Source organism: Pseudahrensia aquimaris (assembly GCF_042676045.1).
Taxonomy (GTDB): Bacteria; Pseudomonadota; Alphaproteobacteria; order Rhizobiales; family Rhizobiaceae; genus Pseudahrensia; species Pseudahrensia aquimaris.
Genome location: NZ_JBHTJV010000002.1, coordinates 58,861 through 82,218, shown reverse-complemented (window position 1 = coordinate 82,218; position 23,358 = coordinate 58,861). Strand labels below are relative to the sequence as shown.

The following is a 23,358-nucleotide window of genomic DNA, read 5'->3' as shown; positions in this document are numbered from 1 at the left end:
CGTGGTAAAGGTATCCCGATCAACGATTCTACAGCATCCGGTTGATGCCGTCTGGGAAGTCATCCGAGACTTCAACGGACACGAATGGTGGCATCCAGCCATTGCCTCCAGTCGGATCGAGCGCGGTGAAGATGCCGACCGCGTCGGTTGTGTGCGCCGCTTCCGTCTGGAAGACGGCTCGGAATTGCGCGAACAGCTTTTGACCTTGTCGGACATGGAACAGAGCTATTCCTACTGCCTGCTCGACACGCCAGTTCCACTTTTCAACTACGTCTCACACGTTCGCCTGCTTCCGGTCACGGATGAAGACGCCACTTTCTGGCACTGGGAAAGCCGCTTTGACACGCCAGCGGGACGGGAAGCGGAGCTATCCGAGCTAGTCGGCGAGGGAATTTACGGTGCCGGATTTGAAGCCATCCGAGCCCACCTCGACAACCAAACGAGTGAAGGACATGCAGCATGATCGCCGTTGAAACTTTCCCCAATGCACAAGAGGCATCGGCTGCATTGCGCAATGATGCGGTCTATCTCGCTGGCGGCACAATCGTCATGAACGCGGTCAATTATGGCCGATTGTCAGGCGAACGCATCGTGCGGGCCACCGATCCCGCTCTGGCCCGCATCACGCGGTCCGGTGACCGCATAGAAATTGGTGCAGCAGTCACGATGGCGGAAGTCATCAGCTCGCCGGATGTCGCCTTGCTCGCGCCAGCCGCACGCGCTGTCGGCGGCCCTGCCATTCGCAACATGGCAACCGTTGGCGGAAATCTGTTTGCCCACCACCCGTATGGCGACTTTGCCGTCGCGCTCTTGGCGCTGGATGCGAAGGTTCAAATCGCAGGGGGCGGGGAACAAGAATTGGAAGCCTTTCTCGTCGGGCGCGACTCGTTTCGAGGCTTGGTGACCGGGGTAACGATTGCTCAACCCAGCGGTGTCGATTTCCGGTTTCGCAAGGTTACCCGCATCAAACCAAAGGGCGTCTCCATAATGTCGATTGCCGCCTGTCTCAATCAGTCGGCTGGCCGTCTCTCAAGCCCGCGCATTGCGTTTGGCGCCATGGGCACCACGCCGTTGCGTGCAAAGAATGTCGAGCGGGCGCTTGAGGGCGTGTCGCTTGATGCAATGAGCATTAAGCCCGCGCTGGATGCGTTGCGCAGCGATTTTCAGCCGCCGGACGATCCCATTGCCTCCGGCTGGTATCGCAGTGAAGTGGCGCCCGTCCATCTGCGGCGGCTTTTGTTGAAAGAGGAGGGCTAGACGATGGCCAAAGTTCCAGTCCGGTTTACCCTGAATGGCCGCGAAACCGCCTTGTTTGTCGATGGCGGAGCCAACCTATTGGAAGTTCTGCGGCGCGGCGCGGGCGATCTGTCGCCAAAATACGGCTGCGGCCAGGGCGGATGTGGCGCTTGCACGGTCATCATCGACGGCAAAAGCCAATTGTCCTGCCTCACGCTTGCTGAAAGCGTCGAGGGCAAATCCATCAGTACGACAGGCGGGTTGCAGAACGGCCCCGATCTGCATCCTTTGCAGGAGGCATTCATGGAGCATTTCGCAGCCCAATGCGGATATTGCACGTCAGGCATGTTGATGGCGGCAAAGGCTTTGCTCGACACAAATCCAAATCCCAGCCGAGGCGAGGTGATAGAGGCGCTTGGAGGCAATCTGTGCCGCTGCACAGGTTATGAGCCGATCATTGATGCGGTGCTGACCGCGGCGCAGCGCACGGGCCGCAGCTATGGCGCCACCGGTTTTGGAGGCACACGCTGATGTCCACTGTAGAGTTTCGCAAAGATCTGTTTGCTGACGAGCGGCCCGAAGATCTCAACGAGATTGGTAAGCCGAAGCAGCGGCAGGATGCGCTGGGCCATGTCACTGGCCGCTCGACCTATTACGACGACCACCTCTACGACGGCATGCTGCACATGCGCATTGTGCGTTCCACTGAGCACCATGCCCGCATTCGTTCAATCAATCTCAACGGCGCGGACACAATGCCAGGCGTGGTGCGGGTGGTTGAGGCCAAGGATGTTCCCCACAACATCAACACGCTGCTATCGCTCATCAATTTTGGCCGCGATGACGAGAAGCTGCTGCAAGACACCAAGGTCTGTTACAAAGGCGAAGCGATCGTTGCCATCATCGCTGAGACGGAATTGCAGGCGCGCAAGGCATGCCAAGCTGTGCGGGTAGAGTATGAGCCGCTGCCGTTCGTGCTGGAGGTTGAAGACGCGCTGAAGCCGGAAGCTCCAGTCATCAATGAGGAATATCCCAACAACACGTTTGACTATTACGATCTCTACGATCACCAAAAACTGCGCTTCGGCGATGTGAACGCAGCCATGGCGCAGGCCGATCACATCGTCGAGGGCGAGTATCAAATGTCGCCCATTGAGCAAGCACCGATGGAAACCTGCGGCGCGATTGCTGTGCCCGAAACCAACGATCGGTATCGCTGTCATACGGGTTCGCAGGCTTTGTTCTTTTCGCTTGGCGTCACCGCAAAACTGCTCGACATGCCTTCAAGCCGTCTCCACTTCATCGGCGGCACGGTTGGTGGCGGCTTTGGTGGCAAGGTGGATTCGCTGAATGAACCATTGGCTGTGCTTGGCGCAGCCCTAACGGGCCGTCCAGTCCGGTTTGTCTGGGACCGTGAAGAGGAAATGCAGGTCGGCGCACCGCGAGGCGCGGAACGCTGGCGCATCCGTGACGGTGTGATGAATGACGGGCGCATTGTTGCGCGGGAGTTTACGGGCTTCTTCGATTCCGGCGCCTACACACGGCTGTCTTCCTATGCCGTGGTCAAAGGCACAGCTCACCTGCCGGGGCCGTATACGATCCCTAATGTCGCCTCCAACGTTTACTGCGTTTACACCAACCGCACGCCAGCAACGGCCATGCGTGGCTTTGGCATAACGGGCGTGGATTTCGCCATTGAATGCCATATGGACAAGGTGGCCGAGACGGTCCGTATGGATCCGGTCGAACTGCGGTTGAAAAACGCTTACCGCGATGGCGACATGAAAGCCCACCGCCGCAAAGCCAAGAACTGCGCGTTCATCGAATGCTGCCAAGTGGCCTCGCAAAAGGGCAATTGGCAGATCGGGCCGGAATACATGGCCATGTCCAGCATGATCGGCGGTGGCGAGGGCGAACGCGGCTCGATACCGCCGACGATGATCGATGAAGAAGGCAAGATCGGTGAGCGCAAGCGGGGTGCGGATATCTCCACCGCTCCATCCAAGAAAGGGCGCGATTCCGGTCGCGCGCCAAGCGTCATTATTGAGCATCCACCGACGCAGGCGATGGGAGAGCAAGCCGCAACACCCATACAATTAGGCCGATCCCCCAAGTCGGCTTCGCAAGTGCCACCAACGCCAACGCCAACACCCAGCGCACCGATGGCTGCGCCGGTTCAGCAGCCTATGGTCAGTCCAACCCAGCCAGCCGCGTCGCTTTCTCCGGTCGCGGAGCCACCAATTTCGCCTGCCTCACCACCGCAGCCACAACGGTCGGCATTTGCGCGCAGCAGCGGCGATGGAGCATCAGCACCGCCCGCACCACCCGCAACAAGCCAACCTAACAATGTGTCGCAACCACCGGCGTTCTCTCAGTCATCCAATACAAGCGAGCCATATAAACCGAGCGAACCGTTTTCGCGCGGCACGCGACGGCCCGGCACATCGCCGTTCATCTCCGGGAGAAGACGATGACCTGGCACAAGGGCCGCGGCTTCGCGGCAATCAATTATCCCATCGGCATGAACCTCGGTGGCGACCCGTCGCAGGCGCTGGTTCATTCAACACCGGATGGCAAATTCATGGTCACGCTGTCTGCCATTGATCTCGGCCAAGGCATGAAGAGTGTCACCCGCCAAATTGCGGCGGAGACGCTCGGCGTGCCGCTTGAAGATGTCTATGTAGATACCGCCGACAGTGACACCGGCCCGCACGACATGGGCTCGTTTGCCTCGCGTGGCACGCACCGCATGGGCAATGCCGTCATCCAAGCTGCCACCGAAGCGCGCGGCGTGATGATGGAGGCGGCCGCTGAAGAACTTGAAGTCTCGCCCGCCGATCTCGAAACAGACGGCAAGGGCAACATCCACGTTAAAGGCGCACCGTCCCGTTCCATCACTGTCATGGAAACATCCCAAGCCGCCCAGTTCCAGCAGGGGCGAACACTTGCCGGACGCGGCATATTCCTAGTTCCTTTGTCGGAAGTCGATCCCGAAACAGGCGAGCAGACGCCGGTTTCCTGCTTTGCCCATGCGGCGGTGGTGCTCGATCTGCAGGTAGATGATGAAACGGGTGATGTTGAAGTTCTGGAGGTGAATTCCGCCTATGAAGTGGGGCGCGCGCTTAACCCCAAATTGGTGGAACAGCAATTGATTGGCGGAGCATGGATGGGCATTTCCCACGCTCTCTATGAAACCACCGAACCCTACTACCCAGCGCGTGACAACCGACCGACGGACTTCAACAATTACCTGATGCCCGGTCCGGGTCAGGTTGTCCCGCATAATATTGCAATTCTGGAACGTCCTGCTGAAGGCGCGCCATTTGGTGGCAAAGGGCCGGGTGAGATGTGCGCCAACCCGCTCCTGCCCGCAGTCGCCAACGCGGTTTACAATGCGGTCGGCGTGCGGTGCGACACGCTTCCCATCACGCCGGAGAAAATTCTGCGCGGCATACAAGCCAATGGCGGAGCGCGTCCGCAGGGTCGGAACTGGGGAGCATAAATCTTGGCAGTGCAGCGTTCCATCGTCGGCATCGACAGCCCGCAAAAGCTGCAGGCAGCGCTAAATGGTGCGCAATATATTGCAGATGCTTCCCTTTCTACAGCAGGCTATTTGGCGCTGGCGCTCGGCAAGCCCTTGCTGCTGGAAGGCGCTCCGGGTGTCGGTAAGACCGAGGCAGCGAAAGCTATCGGATCGATTTTGGGACGTCGTGTTATCCGCCTGCAATGCTTTGAAGGCATAGACGCTTCGGCGGCGCTGTATGAGTGGAACTACCCCCGTCAGATGCTGGCCATCCGGCAAGCAGGAGATACTTACGTCAACATTTACGGCGACGAATTTTTGCTGGAACGGCCCATGCTGGAAGCATTGCGCCATCCGCAAGACTGCGTTCTTCTGATCGACGAAATTGATCGGGCGGATCAGGAATTTGAAGCCTTCCTTCTGGAATTCCTGTCGGATTTTTCAATCTCAATTCCCGAAGCAGGAACCATTCGCGCAAGCGGACAGCCTGTTGTGCTGCTCACCTCCAACCGTACCCGCGACTTGCACGAGGCACTTCGGCGGCGCTGTGTGTATCACTGGATTGACTATCCCGATGCTGCGCTGGAAGCGGAGATCGTGATGGCGCGCGCCAGCACTGTCGTTCGCACTACGGCAGACGCAGTCGTTGCCGCCGTCGGGCGCTTGCGGGAGCAACCCTTGGTGAAACCACCCGGCGTGGCAGAAACGATTGAATGGGCGGAGGCAGCCACCTTGCTGGCCAGCCAAGGCCAACCGTGGCCCGAAGCTTTCCGGCAAGCGATCGGTGTTGCATTGAAGGATCATGACGATCTCACCTATGTGCAGCCGCAATTGGACACTCTTTTGCAGGGAACGGCGGCATGAGTGACATTCGCAACTCCACCATGCCCCGCGCTGCTCAGGCCTTCGTTGAGTTTGCACAAGTGCTGCGCCAGAACGGCTTTGCCGTCGCGCCGGAACAGACGGCTGCGTTCATCGAAGCCATCGAGCTGTTGGGGCCACGCGGGCTGGAAGACATTCGCAACGCAGGTATCGCGATGCTTTCCATCCCCCGTGCCCGCTGGGGCGAATATGACGGTCTCTTCCGGGCTTTCTTTATGGGGCAGACGATTTCCGCACCGGCCACTTCGGAAGATGATGACGAGGGCGTGGAAGCCTTTGAGCCACGCGATGGCGAGCGCGATGTGGAAATTGACACTGAAGACAGCGAAATTGGCACCGAGGCAACGCGGGCGGAAACGCTAACCCAGCGAAGTTTCAGTCAGCTTGGCGAGGCGGAAGCTCTGCGCCAGTTCGCTCGCCATGCACCGTCGAGACTTCCAAGGCGTTTTTCCTTCCGACGCCGCAAGTCCCGTCACGGTGATCGGCCGGACGTACGCCGCGCCATGCGTGAGGCTGTGCGCCGCGATGGTGAATTGTTTGAACTGCCCAAAACCACCCGAAAGATGCGCCAGCGGCCCATCACACTGCTGATCGATGTGTCAGGCTCCATGGCGGAACAATCTGAAGGCACAATGCGTCTTGCACATGCCGTCGTGCAGACGGCAGACCGGGCGGAAGTGTTTACCCTCGGCACACGCCTGACACGCATCACGCCCGCCCTTCGCCACCGCAACGCGGAGCGGGCGCTGGAACAGGTGGCGGGCGTCGTGGCAGATTTTGATGGCGGCACCCGCATCGGCGATGCGCTGGTTGCGCTGCTTGCTGTGCCGCGGTTTGCCAGCAGCTTGCGCGGCGCCTCTGTGGTGATCGTGTCGGACGGTTTGGAGCGCGGCGATGCGCAAGCGATGGTGGATTGCATGGCGCGGATCGACCGAATGGCATGGCGCGTCGAATGGTTGTCCCCACTAGCCGCCGACCCGGACTACGAGCCGCGCACGGAGGCACTCTCGGCCTCGCTTCGCTACATCGATAACCTCGCAGACGGCAGCACAGTTGCCGCTATCGCATCTCACATCTTGATGCTGGCAAGCCCCAGCCGCTTTCGGCGCAGATTTGGGAGAGCCGCATGATAGACGCCCATCACCATATCTGGCTGCAAAAAGATCTACCCTGGCTGCTTGGGCCGGAGCAACCGCGCATATTTGGTCCTTACGCGGCAATCAAGCGCGACTACACGATGGCTGAATATCTCAGCGATATCGAAGCAACTGGGATCAAGAAGTCGGTCTATGTGCAGGCCAATTGGGCACCCAACTGGGCGGCAGATGAAGCGGCTTGGGTGCAATCGGTGGCCGATGAAACCGGCTGGCCGCATGCGATTGTCGGTTATGCGGATTTCACGGTTGACGATGTGCGCCCCCAACTCGACAAACTCAAAGCGCAGCCATTGATGCGCGGCATCCGCCAGCAATTGCACTGGCACGAAAACCCGCTCTATTGCTTTGCACCGAACCCCAACCTGCCGTCTGACAAGACGGTTCAGCGCAACATTGCGCGGCTGGCCGAATTTGATTGGTCGTTCGACCTTCAAGTATTCGCCTCGCAAATGGACGCTGCCGCAGACCTCGCCGAAGCCTGCCCGGATGTGACCTTCATTTTGCAGCATGCGGGAATGTTGGAGGACACGTCCAAGCAAGGACGGGCGCAGTGGGAAACCGGCATGAAACGGCTCGCCCAATGCGACAACGTCGTTTCAAAATTGTCGGCCTTCGGCACTTTTATTCATAAGAACGATCCGGATTTCATCCGTGACATGGTCGAGACGACCGTTGGAATTTTTGGAGCGAAACGCTGCCTTTACGGCTCCAATTTCCCAATCGAGAAGTTGTGGACCAGCTATCCGGAATTGTTCGACGCGTTCCAACAGGCTGCTTCCGGCCTGCCCAAAACGCAACAAAAAGCCATTTTCAACGACACTGCAGCGCGGGTCTACCGCATCTGAACGATTAGCTTGGGAGGAGCAAAAAATGCCATTGGAAATTCACGTACTCGACTATGGCGACATTGAACTGGAAACCAGCTTTCTCGTGCTTGGCCACGAATGTGGACGCACCCGGCGCGTGCCTGTCTATGGTTTTCTGATCCTCGGCGGCACCTATCCCGTTTTGGTGGATACTGGATACCGCGACAACGCCATCATGGAATCGCTCGGCATGCGGGGGCTGCAGTTCCACGACAATATGATCGAAAACCAACTCGCCAAACACGGGCTGAAGCCCGGGGACATTCGTTACATCTTGCACACGCACCTTCACATTGACCATGCGGGGAAAGATGACCAGTTCCCGATGAACACAACTGTGGTCATCAACCGCCGCGAGATGGAATTCTCCGTCTCCGGCATCATGTATCCGCAATACCCCAAGCCCGATATTCAGCATCTCGTGGAGCGCATTTATGAGGAAGAAGCGATGCGGTTCCTCGATCTGGAAATCACGGGTGCGGAAGAAATCATCCCCGGCGTTTGGTGTGAGGCTGCAGGCGCACATACCGAAGGGTCAATGAATGTGATCGTGGAAACTGCGGAAGGTCTGGCCTGTATTTGCGGTGATGTGATCTACGATTTCAACGACCAGATCGTGAACCATGTGATGACCAATAATTACATGGAGCCGCGTGTGACGGGCAACCACTCCCAAACCAAGCGCGAGGAAAAGGCCGCAATCAAGAAGCTGTTGAACAACTACACCTTCCTGCTGCCCATCCACGACCGCCCCGCGAAAATCCAAAACGCTCAAGTGGTCGGCCGTTTGGGTATGCAGGTGCCCGGCCCGATGACCGAGACGGTGCCGAACCGCAACTGGTTCCCGATGTAGGTGCCGCCAATATCGTAATCTGCAAACTCTTGAAAGCGAAGGGGCGAAACCGTGAGCCACGAAGCGATCTCATCAACGTTTAAAGACTTGATCGACACAAATGCGCCAGTCCAGCAATTGGGAACCGGATTTATCTTCACGGAAGGTCCGATCTGGCATCCGGTGGAGCAGCATTTGCTCTTCTCCGACATGCCGGGCGATGTTCGTCGCCGATGGGATAAGTCCGGCGTAGCGGAAGTTGCTCGCCCCTCAAACAAGGGCAATGGCATGACCTACGATGCCGCGCTCAACCTGATTGTCTGTGAACACTCGACATCATCGGTCGTTCGCTTTCGGCCTGATGGCAAGCGTGAAGTGCTGTGCACGCATTTCGAGGGGCGCGAGCTGAACTCGCCCAATGATGTTGTCGTGAAGAGCGATGGCTCAATCTATTTCACGGACCCCACCTACGGACGCATGGAACATTTCGGCGTGCCCCGCGATACCGAAATGGGGTTTCAGGGCGTCTATCGACTGGCGCCAAACCATCGGCCAGGCGACGAGCCGCAATTGGTCTCCGACCGCTATATGTTCGGTCAGCCCAATGGACTTTGCTTTTCACCCTGCGAGCGGTGGATGTGGGTCAACGATACCGACCAAGCCAATATCCGCATGTTTGATGTGGCCGCTGACGGGTCGCTGACCAACGGACGCCTCTTCGCATCCGGCATCCGCGATACCCAAAAAGCAGGTCTGCCGGATGGAATGAAGGCAGATGAAAAAGGCAATGTCTGGGTCACAGCCCCGGGCGGAGTTTGGGTTTATTCGTTCCATGGCGAATTGCTAGGCAAGTTGTCCGTTCCAGAAATGGTCGCCAACCTGCATTGGGGCGGCGAAAATTGGGATACGCTGTATCTGTGCGCAACCACCTCGGTCTACTCTGTTTCAACCAAGGTTCGCACCCGCCGCGAACCCTTCATGGCCCATTCGCCCAATGCGCCGGCCGCGCACGCCAACGCCGCTGCAAGCGGAACCGCCTCGCAGGCGAGCAGCGCTGATCCCGCTTTGCGCATTGATCCCCATCGCACGGCGCTGATAATTCAAGACATGCAGAACGATGTCATCATGGACGGCGGCGCTTTTGCAGACAGCGGCTCTCCCGAACACGCCAAGCAGCAGAACGTCATTGAAAATTCCCGCCGCCTCGCCGATGCCTGCCGCCGTGCTGGCGTGTTGGTGTTGCATGTTTGGTTTGTGAATGAGCCTGGCCATCCTGCAATGAAGACGAATTCGCCTTTGCTGGAAGGCATGCTGGAGGCCAACGCCCTTGTTCGCGGAACGTGGGGCGTGGCGCCTGTTCCGGGCTTGGAGCCGCAAGGCAATGATCTGGTGGTTGAGAAAATCACCATGAGCGCATGGGAATCCGGTCGTTTGGAAAATTACCTCAAAGGTGCCGGACGTGACACGATCTTGTGTACCGGCGCTTGGACCAATATGAGCGTGGAGCACACTGCCCGGACAGGCGCGGACAAGGGCTATTTCATCATTGTGCCGCAAGACGCCTGTTCCACAATGAACGCCGATTGGCACCGAGCGTCCATCGAATTTGCCATGACGAATGTAGCCACCGTCACCAATGTCGACGCGGTGATCGCTGCACTGCAACGCTAACGCTGCAAACAGGGAGGAGACGATGAACCAATTGAACTTCGAAGGCCGGGTCGCCGTGGTGACCGGGGGCGCTCAGGGCATTGGCCGCGCCGCTGCCGAACACTTGTCCAAAGGCGGCGCCACCATCGCCATCTGGGATATGGACATGGACGAATCCATGGAGACCGCGGCTGCTATCAACGGTAACACCCGCGCTGTTCAAACCGATATTTCCAGCTGGGAAAGTGTAGAAGCCGCATTTGAAAAGACGATGCGTGATTTCGGTCGGGTCGATATCGTCGTCAATTCGGCAGGTATTGCGGGCTCTAACGCACCCGTCGCGGAGTATGATGTCGAAGAATTCAGCCGCATCGTCGCTGTAAACCTGCTTGGCACATTTCATGTGAACAAGGTCGTTGTACCCGGCATGCGCGAACGCAATTACGGTCGTATCGTGAACATTGCTTCCGTCGCAGGCAAAGAAGGCAACCCGAACGCTTCCGCGTATTCATCGTCTAAAGCTGGTGTGATCGGTTTCACGAAATCACTGGGCAAAGAGCTTGCGGACGTGGACGTTGCTGTGAATTGCGTAACACCCGCAGCCGCACGAACCCGCATTTTCGACCAGATGAGCGAAGAGCACATCCAATACATGCTGTCAAAAATCCCGCGCAATCGCTTCCTGGAGGTGGACGAAGCAGCAGCGATGATCGCGTGGCTTGCCAGCGAAGACAACAGCTTCACTACAGGCGGCGTCTTTGACCTATCGGGCGGGCGGGCCACCTACTAGCCAACTTATCGCCCCCAAATACTCGCCCCGCCCCCCGCGCTCAAAAATCATATTCATTTTGCTGGCCAGCAAAACACCTGCGTTAGACCGCAGAGCATAGCAATTAGAAAAGCAACAAGGATAGAATGATTGGCGGAGAGACAGAGAGACTCTGCGGATCGGCGATCTGGTAGCTGACGGTCAGCCAAGGCGGCGCGCCGCCATTGTCCAACAGAAAACGGGCAATCTGCGAACCGTGCAAATTCTGCTGGGTCATTCAGAGCCTGAAAGCACTGTGCGATATCTGGGCGCGGACGTTGACGATGCAATTTCGATGTCTGAGGCCGCCGATTTGTGGTGCGCGGCTTGTTTGATGTTTCAGTGAAAATCTCGGCTTTTGGGGATGATGCGGACGTTGCGGGGATGGCGGCCTTGATTGACTACAATGGGCTTTGCTTTTTCTATCGATGATTGGCGTGATGTGTAGCGTTTGGCATCGGGGGAATCGATGGGCCATCCATCGCGCTCGACCTGCGGGTGTAGCACTTCGTCAGCGCGTGAAAGCGGTATGATATTGGCGTTGGAAACGCCGGGGTTCCGTCTGGCGCGGTCAGTCTCAATACCTAAATCACCCTCCGCCGTTTCGCCTCGTGCAGCCAATCTTTCTATCTTGCGTTTCATGGAAGAGACTTCCGGCAGGGGCGATTTTACATGGTCTGCATTGGCAAACTGAAGCTCAAATTCATCGTCTGATAGCGCGTCAAGATCGGCAGTTCGGTCGATCAGTTCCTGTGCAACGACATGAATAACTTCCCCCTCGCGCTGCACCTTGCCGCGCACAGCCATAAGCCGCGCACTCATTACAGTGCGGCGATATTTGGCCAAGAGTTTGCTCCACACGACGATGTTAGCCGTGCCTGTTTCGTCTTCCAGCGTGATGAAGACAACGCCCTTGGCAGTGCCTGGCTTTTGGCGAACCAGAACGACACCGGCAATTGTGACCCATTCGTTCTGGCGGGTCTTGAGCAGGTCTTTCGTCTGCAAAGTGCGGAGCGGTTTGCGCCATGCCTGTTTGGGGTCTTGGCTCTTAATGCCCTTGTCATAGAGCGGGCGCAGCAGCGCCATGGGGTGTGCTTTGAGTGACAGGCGGTGGGTTTGATAATCAGCCACCACATGCTCGCGCAGAGGCATTTCAGGCAGAGCCACTTCTGGATCATGACCCAAGGCGCTCGCATCAGCGGCTTCAAACAGCGGAAGTTGTTCGTCGCCCCCCATGCCCCGAACAGCCCAAAGAGCCTGCCGCCTGTCCATCCCCATGGAACGGAACGCATCGGCAGAAGCAAGCCGCTCCAGATTGGCAATAGAAAGCCCGGTGAGACGGCGCGCTTCATCAGGTGACCCAATGTGGCGCGTACGACGCGCAATGAACGCCTCCATATCCGCTTGCTTCAAACCTGTAACCTGCCGGAAGCCGAGGCGTATCGCAAAGTGCCCGTCTTCTTTTTCAGCTTCCAGCGCATTGTCCCAATGCGAATGGTTCAGATCGACGGGGCGCACTTCTACACCGTGTTCGCGCGCATCGCGCACGATCTGTGCAGGTGCATAAAAACCCATCGGTTGAGAATTAAGCAGGGCCGCACAAAAGACATCGGGGAAGAAGCATTTCAACCAGCAGGAAACATAAACCAGTTGCGCAAAGCTGGCGGCATGGCTTTCGGGAAAGCCGTAGGAGCCGAACCCTTTGATTTGCTCAAAACAATTGGCTGCAAATTCGGCATCGTATCCGCGCTCAATCATTTTCGTGACCATTCGCTGCTGCAACAAGTGGATGGTTCCCACATTGCGGAAGGTCGCCATGGCGCGGCGCAGCTTGTTGGCTTCTTCGGGTGAGAATTCAGCGGCGTCGATGGCGATCTGCATCGCCTGTTCCTGAAACAACGGGACACCAAGCGTGCGCCCCAGAATTTTCTCAAGCTCGTCGCGTTTTTCAGGAAACTTGGTCGGCCAAGGATAGACGACTTTTTCGATACCGTCCCGTCGCTTGAGATAAGGGTGAACCATATCGCCCTGAATGGGGCCGGGGCGCACGATGGCCACTTCAATCACCAGATCATAAAACGTCTTCGGCTTCAGGCGCGGCAGCATGTTCATCTGCGCCCGGCTTTCAATCTGAAACACGCCGAGCGTGTCGGCACGCTGAATCATCTCGTAAACCTGATCGTTTTCCTGATCGATTGTCGCCAGATTATAGGACAGGCCGTAATGCTGTTTCACCAGATCAAAACACTTTGCAATGCAGGTCAGCATACCCAATGCCAGCACATCGACTTTCAGGATGCCAAGTTCGTCAATATCGTCCTTGTCCCACTCGATGAATGTACGATCATCCATCGCCGCGTTGCCGATGGGGACCAGTTCTTCCAGCGGGTCTTCGGTCAGCACAAAGCCGCCCACATGCTGGGAGAGGTGACGGGGGAAGCCAAGCAATTCCTGTGTCAGGTCGACCGTCATTTTGAGTAACGGATCGGAAAGGTCCAAGCCAGCTTCCCGTATTTGGTCTTCGGGAATTTCCTTGCCCCACGATCCCCATACGGTAGACGCCAAAGCGGCGGTCACGTCTTCTGAAAGTCCCATCACCTTACCCACTTCACGCACGGCAGATCGGGGGCGGTAGGTGATGACGGTAGCGGCTATCGCGGCTCGGTGGCGGCCATAGCGTTCGTAAATATACTGGATGACCTCCTCGCGGCGTTCATGCTCGAAATCCACATCAATATCGGGCGGCTCCTTGCGTTCCTTGGACAGAAAACGCTCGAACAAAAGCGAAGATTGTTCCGGGTCCACGGCAGTAACGTTGAGGTAATAGCAGACGGCCGAATTGGCGGCTGATCCGCGCCCCTGGCAAAGGATGTTTTTGTCCCGCGCCCATTTCACAATATCATGGACGGTTAGGAAATAGTGCGCGTATTTCAGGTCTGCTATCAGGGTCAGTTCCTTGTCGAGCAGAGCCTGCACCTTGGGCGGAACATTACCCTTGAACCGTTCTTGGAGACTGTCGGCAATCAAGTCTTCCAGATGCTTTTGCGCTGTCTTTCCCGCAGGCACGGGCTCGTTGGGATAATTGTATTGCAGTTCATCAAGGTTGAAATCGCACAGCGCCACGATCTCTTGTGTTGCAGTTATGGCTTGCGGATAGTCCTTGAACAGACGCGCCATTTCCTGCGCTGGCTTCAAATGTCGCTCCGCATTCGCTTCCAGCAAGAACCCCGCCTCACCGATCTGACATCCTTCGCGAATACACGTCACCACATCCTGCAATTTACGGCGATCAGGGTGATGGTAGAGCGCATCATTGGTAGCGACGAGCGGGATAGATTGTTCGGAAGCCAAAGCAGCGATAGAGCGCATGCGTTTGCGATCATCGCCGCGATAAAGGTGATTGAGAGCCAGCCAGACGCCGTTCTGGCTTGCTTGCTTGAGTTGTGAAATCATTGTCGTCAAGTCATTACGCCGAGCGTCAAAGTCGGCCGGCGGCAAGACGATCAAAACCTGTCCCTCACAGCGGGCCACAAGATCGCTCAGCGCAATATCGCATTCCCCTTTGGCAGCGGAGCGCTTGCCATCAGACAGCAGCTTGCAAAGGCGACCATAAGCTTTGCGGTCGGATGGGTAGCAAAGACACGAAAACCCGTCCGTCAGTTCGATGCGAGCGCCCACAAGCAGTTGCACCCCCTCCCGCTTAGCTTCCGCATGGGCGCGCACGACACCCGCCAGCGTGTTGCTGTCCGCTATGCCGATGGCCGTGTGGCCAAGCGACTTTGCCTGAATGACCATTTCGCCAGGATGGGAAGCCCCGCGCAAAAACGAGAAATTTGTCAGGCATTGGAGTTCTGCATAGGCTTGCCCACCATCTGGTGACGCAGCTTGCTCCGCTCCGCTTGCCTTGGGTCGTTTGAACGGAATGGGCGGGTTTTCGGGAGGACGTGACACAGCAATGGCTCCCTAAAACAAGCCGTGCACGAACCAGCGTATCGTTCGCACGGTATCGGGTTGGGTTTGCTCGTCGCCATCATCGCTTGCCGCTTCTTCCGTCTCGATCGGATCGTCTCTAATGGAACGAAAAATCCAATAGCGCCGGCCTTCGCTGTCCTCCACATCGTAGTAGTCACGGAAAGTCGCGCTGGATTTGGTTTTGAGATCGTCGTGCCACCATTCCGGCAAGATACGCTCCGGCCCCCGCGCCCGGATCACCCGGCGCATCACACGCCGCCAGACAAATTGTGCAGGCGGGCTGTCTGGAAGTGCGGCTGTCACCTCCGCAGGCTCCGGCCTTGGCAACAACCGCAAGGGGCGTGGAGACCAGACGGGCTGCACCGCTTTCCAAGCCTGCCAATCAACGGGTGTGGTGACATCAACAAGCCGTTGCGACCGTTCCGGCACATGGCTTGTGCGCGGGGCGGGCTTAAAAACAGCCTTTCGAGCAACACGATTGCCAACGCTATCAGCAAATGCCGCAAGCGATGCGCTGGTCTGCTGGGCCTGTTCAGCGTCCATCATGTCATGCTGGTTTATGTGAACAGGCTCTGCGCCGATTGCTTCCAGCACGAACAGGTCGATCCCGTAACCGCAATCAATGTGGTCTAATCTGTCATTGAACAGACGGCGTATGGAAGCGGGTTTGTTGACGGGTTGTGAAAGGGCGACATGGGTTGACCCCAGCCCTCCGTCGGCACGGTATCCTATCAGCTGAAACCGTCTTGCCCCTTGGCCAGCTTTGGCCAACAGGGCGCAGAGTTCCGGCAAAAGCTCATCGAGCACAAGGCCAATCGCACCCTGTTCAAGCGCCAATTCCGGGCATGGCTTTGTGATGCGAAACTGCTTTGGCTCTTGAATGTATCGCAATGGCTCAGCCACCGCGCCGCAAAGTTGATCCAGCCGCCATTGGACAGAACGCGCCGCTCCCTGTGCATCACGTTTGCTGCGCGACTTGGCCGTTTCCCGAAAGCGCCGTTCCAGTGCAGAGCGCGGCAAAGGCCTTACATCACCGATGCGTTTTAACCCCAACCGTTTGAGCAAAACGACCGTATCGTCTTCCAGCCGCAAAGCTTCGACCGGGAGCCCATCCAGCGTGTCCGGCTCATGATTTCGCGGCAGGATGTGCACCTTCGCGCCACCATAATGCCCCAACGCGTGACAGGCCGCAGGCGTATCGCCAAACGCAAGGTATGTGGTGAACCCCATTCTGCCCAGCCGGTCGGCTATATCCTCGGCCATCTTATGTTCGCCGCCAAACAAATGGTCACAGCCCTCCGTGTCCAGCAGGAAGCCGTCTGCCCCATGAAAGGACACTGCGGGAGAATAGCGCAGCATCCAGCGAGCCAGCGTTGAGAGCGCTGCGTGATCTGCCGCAATGTCGTGCTGCTCAACCCGAAGCGCAGGCATCATCGTGCGTGCGTCGGCCAGTTTCATATCCGGCCATAGACCTTCATTTTCAGCGTCCGGCCCAACCGCGCTTATGCGTGTGCCTTTCGCACCATTGGTCACAAGAACCAGCGGTCCTTGCGGGCGGGCGTCAGCCAAAACTTCGCTTTTGGCCGCTTCATCCCACCATGGCTTTGGCTGGCCCTCCCGTCTGTTTTGGACTTTCAGAAACCGTTCGATGGGAAAGTAGGGAAGTCTCACGAAAAGAATGCGTCTGGTCATCCCAGCTAATCCTCCATGGGTAGGATGCGTTGTTGGTGATCTGGTCTTGCTGCATTTCAGGCATCGTTCGGCCGCTGCGAACTCTTGGCAGCGCCACGCGCCATGTGGGAAGGCCGGGGCCGAATGGGTCCAATGGATCTTCTTCACCCTGACACGGAGCTATCTGCCAGCGCGTCAGCGCCGCAGACCCGCGCCCGCTATCGGATTGTGCGTTCAATAACAGGCAGGGGCGATTATGGGTTTTGCACAGCATGGAAAGGCGACGCGAGCCCACAAAGGTCGGTCGCGGCCCCTCACCAATCACAGCTGCCACACCGTCTGTTTTAAGCGCCTCTTCCATCGCAAAATGCAGATGCAGAGGATGATTGACCTTCGCAAAGATGATCTGTGCGGGGGATATACCGTAGCGTTCGACGCCATGGGCGTAGAGCTGGCCAAAATCACCCACTTGGTCCGAAGTCACACACCAGATAATCGGCTGTGACGAACGAAGCCGAGCCAGCAACCCAAACGAAAAACCAGTAAGAGACGGCATGTCAGTGGAGCGCAACGGCTCCACTTCATGCAGTCCCGCGTGGCTCAGCCCGCCAGATGGCAAGCAGGCATCAATCCGTTCAACACCAGTCTTCCATGCGTTATGATTGGCGTCATCGCCTTCGGCAATAGTGGGAAAAAAGCCCTCAAAACCTACCTTTTCTAACTTCTTTTCAGAACGCTGCATAACCACCTCTCAAATCAGAAAGATGATTATGTTCCTATTTTGTTCTCATTACGAGTCATAATTTCCTATCTCAAAACCAAAGGTCTGCTTTTGCGTTCAATATAGTAAAGCCAGTGCGCCCGCTCTCGACCAGACTCGCACCCAGCATCTACAGAATGTACCCCCTCACTGACGAAAAAGTCTGCAAAAACTGTTCCGATCAGACAAAGTCGAAATCGCTGATCTCTTCTTCCGCCATGCCCTTTAAGACAACCGAGATTTGGAACTCCTCAAGGGCGAGCATTAAGTCCATGCCTTGCTGGCTTATCACCAAGCCATCAGTGCCCGTCTCCGAAAAATTCAGTTTGTCGGTGTTGATATCGAAATCCAGTACCGTGTCGTTGCCAGACCATCTCACAAATTCGAATACGTCTTCACCTTCACCGCCGGACAAGACATCGTCACCCCACTGACCATTGATAACATCATCACCGGCACCGCCGTGCAGTTTGTCAGCGCCTAAACCGCCCCGCAAATCATCGTCGCCTTCGCCTCCTCGTAAAATGTCGTCGCCGCCGGAACCGATCAGCTCGTCATTTCCTGTGCCGCCATTGAGAATGTCATTGCCAACATCGCCAAACAGCAAGTCGTCGCCTGTCCCACCCAAAGCACGGTCATCGCCTTCGCCTGCCCAGATGGAATCGTTACCGGCCCCACCTCTGATAGTATCGTTACCCTCATCACCAGCCGCGCCGTCATCACCGTTGCCGAGATAAATGAGGTCATCGCCGGCGCCGCCGACAAGAAAGTCATCTCCGCCTAAACCTTGCAATATATCGTCCAAGCTGGAGCCGTTCAGTGTGTCCCGCTCTTGAGTGCCAAAAAGCGTCACGCCATCAGGCGCTTCTGTGGGCGGTTCAGGCACATCGGTTTCCGGCTCCATTGGTTCTGGCTCTACAGGCTGCGTCGGTTCGACAGGTTCCGGCTCCACTGGGTCGGGAGCGGTCGCCTCATCCACGCCATTGAGACTGGCCAGATATCCCGAAACAAAAGTCACATCCATCAGACCTTGCTGAACCGTATATTCGGTCACCGGGACGTTGAAAAAGTAGCCGTTGAAACTCTCGGTAATGGGCGAGTCGATGCCTGCGGGATAAATGGCTGATTCAACGGTATCGGTATAAAACCCCCCAAATTTTTTCACGTCCGCCCCGCCATAAGCCACGATACCGGGAGGCGCATCGCGGCCCAGAGTATCCGCGTCAACAACCAGAAGCTCCCCTGGTTGCCGCACACCGTTTGGCGCAAGATCGGAAACGCCGGTGAGATAACTCATGTTCAGCGGATTTGCGCCTAGCGCGAACTGAATTTCGTCTTGCGCCAGTTCGAGGTATTTCTCCTCGCCTGTTAACGCGTGAAGCCTTGTGTAAATATCGGCTGCATAGCTTGGCTGGGAGTGCGTCGCGCCGAATCCATAGCCAACGAAGGGGTTCCAAGTTTGCCCCCACGCTCCCCTGTCGAATTCCTCCAGTTCACGGACTTCATCAATCAGGTCTTCGATGCCCCGTTGCGCAACGGCTTGGTCCACTCCATCCAGTTCCGTGCGGCTATAGGTGAACGCCGCTTCATACTGATGCTCGGTGAAGTCGATCTCAGCCACTTCCTGCGTGTAGTTCGTGGTCGCCAGATAAAGCTGGTTGTAAGCCTCGTCTCCTGTTGCGCGATAAAGCTCTGCCGTTGCGAGATTGCGCGCAAGGCTCTCCTCCGGCGCTGATAGATTTGCCTCACCAATGTTGTCTTCAGCCCACGCCATGGCGCGCTCTGCGGCTGAAAGGTATTCCGCTGCTCTCACCTCGTCATAAGCTTCCACAACAAAAGCAGCTTTTGCCGCGGTGGCTGCAAATTCCCAAGCTGTCCAAGGGTCGGCTCCATAGGCATAGACTTGCTTAGCTTCACCCCATGAACCTTCAGCGAAGTCCGGCGGACCATTGGTTTCAAGGCCGCCCAGCACACTTCCATCATCCCGTTGCATACGCATGAAAAAATCGACGTTCCAAAGAGCTTCATCCAAAATATCGGGCAACGCATTGTCCTGTTCAGGGATCGACAAGCCATTTTGCTCGGCGAACTCTGGCGCTATCTCCACCAACTCGATGAGTTTTCGGCTTGCCTCCAAGTGCTGTGGGCGACGATCAAAATCACCCGCGTCGTGCCACCCACCGAACAGATCATCTACTGTTTCGCCTGTGAGGTTTTCCGCGAACTTCTCAAAGGGATCTTCCAGACTAGGATTGTAGCCCTCTCTCGATTGATCAATCCGTACAGTGGTGATCTGGACTTCTGTGCCCTCAGGAAGTGACGCCGGGCGCGTCCAATCTGTGAACTCTTCTTCTAAGGCGATGCCGCTGCGCTGATGATAAAATCCGCTCGCGGCGACATCAAAGACCTCCGCCCAGTGATTGTCGTCAATTGTGAAGCTTTGAGAAATCCCGACGCCTTCTACGTTTATGTGGAATGTTCCGCTGCCCTCGAAAGCAGAAAAATCCAAAGCGAAAACGTCTGTCTTGTTGAAGTTTTGCGCAAAGTCCGTGACTTCCGTTGCTGCAACATCAAGCGTGGCCGTGCCTTCAAAAACCGCCTCGCCGGTGCTTTCGTCAATCAAAGCAAAAGCAGTCCCTTCCTCAAACTCCGCCGGAGCGTCTCTATCGCGTGCTGCATCAAAGCCATTCCATGAGGACAGATAGGCGGTCTTGACCACATCGTCCGGGTCATAACCCGTTAGATTCACATGAACCGCTTCGGAAACTGTAGCGTCTCGATCAACGACCAGTTCGAGCGTTTCGAACTGGTTATCATTGAATGCAATAGAAAGCGTATCGCCGTCTGCAACCGGCCTGTTCAGTTTGAGAAAAACGCTCTCGATGGTGGCAAATTCCGCATCGAAAATGCTCTCCCCTACCCGCGCAGTCTCCTCGATATTGGCTTTGCGGGACACCGTATCAATTGCAATCTCCTCGCCGTTGAGCGTGATTGTCCAACCAGTGCTGTCGTCCAAAGCGCCGGACGTGAACAGATCGGCAAGGGGCGAGGCTTCGAATTGATCGATGGCCTGAAAGTATTGCCCATCAGGGGTAACCCGCCCAAGGGGTTGTCCATTCTCATATATCCATTGGCCGAACTGATCCGACGTAACCCCATCCGGCAATTCCGTTGTCTGGGCAGCATCGATCACCCGACCCAGCTCAAAACGAAGCTGAATGGTATCGCTGCCGACCGTCGAAAGCTGAAGGTCGGTATTAGGGTCTTGAACGAAGAATTGCGGCGAAGCTGACATGCGAAGTTCTCCAAAAACTGCCAGCACCCGCACCAGATGGAGCAGTTTGAAGATCGCATATTCAAATCAATTTGGATGAGACCGCTATTTGAAACGTGATTTTGGAGAATTATTGCTGCCACAATGTTGCTCACCAGACCAAGTTGCCAATAGCGTTTGGTTGAAAGCCCTCCTCAATTGGGTTCATCACTTTTTCGCTGTATGGCCTAGCCGAGGCGATAGACTTTCGGTCGTTCAACGGCAGTGCTGAGGTTGTAGAGTTCGGCAATAACATCTGATCAGCCATCACAAACCAAGAACTCGTGTGCGCTTCTGACGCCGTGGACGGCTCTCTCACACCACCTGCGCAACGGTGGTTGGATTAGGCTGGAAGGAGAGCAGATATGAAACAAGTTACTACGATCGGATTGGATATCGCGAAGTTGGTTTTTCAACTTCATGGAATTGACCGTGAGAATGATCACCGAGGGCACTCAACCGCCCGAACTCACGTGTCGCCAACTAATCCACACAGTCATTCCGATGGACTGGGATCAGCAAGATCATAAGTTCGGCATCAACTGAGATAGCCAACCCAACTCGGTCAGCCTCACAACCAAGCCAAAAGCTTCGAGACGAACTAGGGGCTAGCCAGGCGCGCCAACAATTCTGGGCAGCGATAATCCTTGGCACTGAAACCCGAACACCGCATGAATAGCTTACCCGCCAGAACCAAACTGGACCCCACCAACCAGGCGAACAGAGACTGCCTCTAGATATCCGTCGAAATGAACCTCGTTTTGAAAACGGAGACGAAACCACAATAGCTAACCCTCGGACACTGCCCAGAATGTGCTTAAAAATACCTAACTAATTGACATTAAAAAGTAAATGGCGGCGCATTCAGTCCGCTGCGAACTCGTCTCTGTTTTGCGATAATGTCGGGTTTACAGGGAAATTACAGGGAAATTTATGTCTTTCAGACCTGATCGATAGTGTCCGTCGTCAGGGTTTTTGGAACAGATCGCGGCTTAGATTAAGCGAGAGATTGGCTCATCTGTTGGTTGATATTAAGCGGCTTGGTTGCGGTAGTGCAAACGCCGCTGCTTGAATGTGTCGCGTTTGATCCTTTCACGTTCGAGTAGAATGGTTTGGGCGCGTCCGAAGTAGACGTCTGCGGGCGTGAGGTTTTTCAGGCTCTCGTGGTAGCGATGATGATTGTAGTGCTCGACGAAGCGCTCAATGCTGGCGTTGAGATCACCTGGCAAGAAGTAGTTCTCCAGCAGGATGCGGTTCTTCAGGGTCTGATGCCAACGTTCGATCTTGCCCTGCGTCTGCGGATGATATGGAGCGCCACGAACGTGATCCATGCCTTCGTCCTTCAGCCAGTCAGCAAGTTCGCCCGAGACGTAGCTAGCACCATTGTCGGACAACAGACGTGGCTTGTGGCGAACTGCAACCTGATTGCAACCGGATGCCTGCAGGGCCAGTTCCAGCGTGTCGGTCACATCGCTGGTCTTCATCGTCGTGCACAGCTTCCACGCCACTACGTATCGCGAGAAGTCGTCGAGGATCGTTGACAGATAATACCAACCCCAGCCCACGATCTTGATGTAGGTGAAGTCCGTCTGCCACATCTGGTTGATGGCTGTGGTTTTGTCACGGAACTCGTCTGCCGCTTTGATGACAACGAAGGCCGGACTGGTGATGAGATCGTGGGCCTTGAGCAACCTGTAAACGCTGGCTTCTGATACAAAATAGCGTTGCGTGTCTGTAAACTGAACGGCCAGTTCACGCGGTGACAGTTCCGGCTCGTCCAACGCCATGTCGACGATGCGCCGCCTAACATCATCCGGAATGCGGTTCCACACGCGCAATGGCTTGGGAGAGCGGTCTTCCAAGGCCTCGGCACCGCCGGTCAGGTACTTATCGTACCAGCGGTAGAACGTAGTGCGTGGAATGCCCAGTCTGTCGATGGTCTGCTTCGTGGGTAGATGCGACTGTTCCACCAGCCGGATGATCTCAAGCTTCTCGGATGCAGGATATCTCATTCTTCGTTGCCCCCATCCCCGATCATGCTTTTTTTGAGAAGACGCAACTCCAGCGTTTGTTCGGCAACCACCTCTTTCAAATCACGCGCTTCCCGACGCAGACTTTGAACTTCACCGGTGTTGGCTTCACGGGTTGTATCGCCCGCCAGACGCTTCTTGCCCGCTTCGAGGAACTCTTTCGACCAGCTGTAATACTGGCTTTGGGCGATGCCTTCCTAACGGCACAGTTCGGCAATCGAATCCTCGCCGCGCAAACCGGCTAGCACGATCCTGATCTTGTCTTCAGATGAATACCGCTTGCGCGTCTTGCGGCGGATGTCCTTCACCGTGCGATCAGCAGCATCGGTATGGCGTTCGGATGTATGTCTCATTCTTCACTCCTGGTCGGTGAAGATGAGCCAAAAACTCTCCCTTAAGCAATCAGCTCAATTGATCCCATGGGCGCTGACGGGGAACAAGAAGACCCATGGTCCTGCGGTTACCGCAGCAAAGGTAACGGGAATTGTTGCGCTTTAGTTGCTAGTTGAACTCACGTCCACGGCGTACGCTCTCCCAAAATAAGATTTTTAGGTCGCGGGCCTTTAAGCATCCCTGCTTGATATGCAGGCCAGAGAGGCCAAGGGAGACTACATACTCGCGCAAAACTAGATGATCGCAATTGATCAAGGTCAACTTC

The 23,358-nt window shown here is 56.3% G+C and carries 16 protein-coding genes and 1 pseudogene; 11 read left to right on the top strand and 6 right to left on the bottom strand.

Annotated features, from left to right (window positions below; translation table 11 throughout):
- Position 1: 1 nt before the first annotated feature.
- Genes ACFQ14_RS00370 through ACFQ14_RS00320 form a run of 11 tightly spaced genes read left to right on the top strand, consistent with a single transcriptional unit; the run spans position 2 to position 10,936 of the window.
- Complete coding sequence (locus tag ACFQ14_RS00370) at positions 2 to 463, top strand: SRPBCC family protein (protein ID WP_377210713.1); 462 nt, start codon at positions 2 to 4, stop codon at positions 461 to 463.
- Entirely contained in the window at positions 460 to 1,257 is a 798-nt protein-coding gene (locus ACFQ14_RS00365) for an FAD binding domain-containing protein (protein ID WP_377210712.1), read from the top strand. The genes ACFQ14_RS00370 and ACFQ14_RS00365 overlap by 4 nt, the downstream gene beginning before the upstream one ends.
- Before the next feature lie 3 nt (positions 1,258 to 1,260).
- The gene (locus ACFQ14_RS00360) at positions 1,261 to 1,767 is read left to right on the top strand and encodes a (2Fe-2S)-binding protein (RefSeq protein ID WP_377210711.1); all 507 of its coding nucleotides are present in this window, start codon (positions 1,261 to 1,263) and stop codon (positions 1,765 to 1,767) included.
- A complete protein-coding gene (locus tag ACFQ14_RS00355) occupies positions 1,767 to 3,710 on the top strand; it encodes a molybdopterin cofactor-binding domain-containing protein (protein WP_377210710.1) in 1,944 nt (647 codons plus the stop codon). Before ACFQ14_RS00360 ends, ACFQ14_RS00355 begins: the two co-directional genes overlap by 1 nt.
- The gene (locus ACFQ14_RS00350; protein ID WP_377210709.1) at positions 3,707 to 4,738 is read left to right on the top strand and encodes a xanthine dehydrogenase family protein molybdopterin-binding subunit; all 1,032 of its coding nucleotides are present in this window, start codon (positions 3,707 to 3,709) and stop codon (positions 4,736 to 4,738) included. The genes ACFQ14_RS00355 and ACFQ14_RS00350 overlap by 4 nt, the downstream gene beginning before the upstream one ends.
- A gap of 3 nt (positions 4,739 to 4,741) precedes the next feature.
- Positions 4,742 to 5,623 carry an AAA family ATPase gene (locus ACFQ14_RS00345; protein WP_377210708.1) on the top strand — a complete coding sequence of 294 codons (882 nt, stop codon included), beginning with the start codon at positions 4,742 to 4,744 and terminating at the stop codon, positions 5,621 to 5,623.
- Positions 5,620 to 6,771, top strand: a complete 1,152-nt coding sequence (locus ACFQ14_RS00340; protein WP_377210707.1) for a vWA domain-containing protein — start codon at positions 5,620 to 5,622, stop codon at positions 6,769 to 6,771. The genes ACFQ14_RS00345 and ACFQ14_RS00340 overlap by 4 nt, the downstream gene beginning before the upstream one ends.
- Complete coding sequence (locus ACFQ14_RS00335) at positions 6,768 to 7,643, top strand: amidohydrolase family protein (protein WP_377210706.1); 876 nt, start codon at positions 6,768 to 6,770, stop codon at positions 7,641 to 7,643. The genes ACFQ14_RS00340 and ACFQ14_RS00335 overlap by 4 nt, the downstream gene beginning before the upstream one ends.
- 25 nt (positions 7,644 to 7,668) lie before the next feature.
- Positions 7,669 to 8,517: an N-acyl homoserine lactonase family protein gene (locus tag ACFQ14_RS00330; protein WP_377210705.1), complete on the top strand. Its 849-nt coding sequence runs from the start codon at positions 7,669 to 7,671 to the stop codon at positions 8,515 to 8,517.
- 51 nt (positions 8,518 to 8,568) lie between these two features.
- Positions 8,569 to 10,167, top strand: coding sequence for an isochorismatase family protein (locus ACFQ14_RS00325; RefSeq protein ID WP_377210704.1), 1,599 nt, complete (start codon positions 8,569 to 8,571; stop codon positions 10,165 to 10,167).
- A gap of 22 nt (positions 10,168 to 10,189) precedes the next feature.
- Entirely contained in the window at positions 10,190 to 10,936 is a 747-nt protein-coding gene (locus ACFQ14_RS00320; RefSeq protein ID WP_377210703.1) for an SDR family NAD(P)-dependent oxidoreductase, read from the top strand.
- 103 nt (positions 10,937 to 11,039) lie between these two features.
- Here ACFQ14_RS00320 and ACFQ14_RS00315 read toward each other — a convergent pair whose 3' ends face one another.
- From ACFQ14_RS00315 to ACFQ14_RS00290, 6 genes and pseudogenes are all read right to left on the bottom strand, one after another.
- Positions 11,040 to 11,192 (bottom strand): hypothetical protein, encoded by a 153-nt coding sequence (locus ACFQ14_RS00315; protein WP_377210702.1) that lies wholly within the window; start codon positions 11,190 to 11,192, stop codon positions 11,040 to 11,042.
- A 101-nt stretch (positions 11,193 to 11,293) separates the two neighbouring features.
- Positions 11,294 to 14,905 carry an error-prone DNA polymerase gene (locus ACFQ14_RS00310; protein ID WP_377210701.1) on the bottom strand — a complete coding sequence of 1,204 codons (3,612 nt, stop codon included), beginning with the start codon at positions 14,903 to 14,905 and terminating at the stop codon, positions 11,294 to 11,296.
- A gap of 12 nt (positions 14,906 to 14,917) precedes the next feature.
- The gene (locus tag ACFQ14_RS00305; RefSeq protein ID WP_377210700.1) at positions 14,918 to 16,618 is read right to left on the bottom strand and encodes a Y-family DNA polymerase; all 1,701 of its coding nucleotides are present in this window, start codon (positions 16,616 to 16,618) and stop codon (positions 14,918 to 14,920) included.
- The gene (locus ACFQ14_RS00300) at positions 16,515 to 17,339 is read right to left on the bottom strand and encodes an ImuA family protein (RefSeq protein WP_377210699.1); all 825 of its coding nucleotides are present in this window, start codon (positions 17,337 to 17,339) and stop codon (positions 16,515 to 16,517) included. The genes ACFQ14_RS00305 and ACFQ14_RS00300 overlap by 104 nt, the downstream gene beginning before the upstream one ends.
- Positions 17,340 to 17,538: 199 nt before the next feature.
- Positions 17,539 to 20,652, bottom strand: coding sequence for a glycoside hydrolase family 9 protein (locus ACFQ14_RS00295; protein WP_377210698.1), 3,114 nt, complete (start codon positions 20,650 to 20,652; stop codon positions 17,539 to 17,541).
- Between the two features lie 1,049 nt (positions 20,653 to 21,701).
- Positions 21,702 to 23,053 (bottom strand): annotated as a pseudogene (locus ACFQ14_RS00290) (IS3 family transposase).
- Positions 23,054 to 23,358: the final 305 nt, after the last annotated feature.

What these genes read in the sequence shown, in the direction of transcription:
- ACFQ14_RS00295 (WP_377210698.1), bottom strand. Translation starts at nt 20,652, where the DNA reads ATGTCAGCTTCGCCGCAATTCTTCGTTCAAGACCCTAATACCGACCTT.
- ACFQ14_RS00330 (WP_377210705.1), top strand. Translation starts at nt 7,669, where the DNA reads ATGCCATTGGAAATTCACGTACTCGACTATGGCGACATTGAACTGGAA.
- ACFQ14_RS00340 (WP_377210707.1), top strand. Translation starts at nt 5,620, where the DNA reads ATGAGTGACATTCGCAACTCCACCATGCCCCGCGCTGCTCAGGCCTTC.
- ACFQ14_RS00315 (WP_377210702.1), bottom strand. Translation starts at nt 11,192, where the DNA reads ATGACCCAGCAGAATTTGCACGGTTCGCAGATTGCCCGTTTTCTGTTG.
- ACFQ14_RS00305 (WP_377210700.1), bottom strand. Translation starts at nt 16,618, where the DNA reads ATGACCAGACGCATTCTTTTCGTGAGACTTCCCTACTTTCCCATCGAA.
- ACFQ14_RS00355 (WP_377210710.1), top strand. Translation starts at nt 1,767, where the DNA reads ATGTCCACTGTAGAGTTTCGCAAAGATCTGTTTGCTGACGAGCGGCCC.
- ACFQ14_RS00335 (WP_377210706.1), top strand. Translation starts at nt 6,768, where the DNA reads ATGATAGACGCCCATCACCATATCTGGCTGCAAAAAGATCTACCCTGG.
- ACFQ14_RS00320 (WP_377210703.1), top strand. Translation starts at nt 10,190, where the DNA reads ATGAACCAATTGAACTTCGAAGGCCGGGTCGCCGTGGTGACCGGGGGC.
- ACFQ14_RS00360 (WP_377210711.1), top strand. Translation starts at nt 1,261, where the DNA reads ATGGCCAAAGTTCCAGTCCGGTTTACCCTGAATGGCCGCGAAACCGCC.
- ACFQ14_RS00300 (WP_377210699.1), bottom strand. Translation starts at nt 17,339, where the DNA reads ATGCAGCGTTCTGAAAAGAAGTTAGAAAAGGTAGGTTTTGAGGGCTTT.
- ACFQ14_RS00350 (WP_377210709.1), top strand. Translation starts at nt 3,707, where the DNA reads ATGACCTGGCACAAGGGCCGCGGCTTCGCGGCAATCAATTATCCCATC.
- ACFQ14_RS00365 (WP_377210712.1), top strand. Translation starts at nt 460, where the DNA reads ATGATCGCCGTTGAAACTTTCCCCAATGCACAAGAGGCATCGGCTGCA.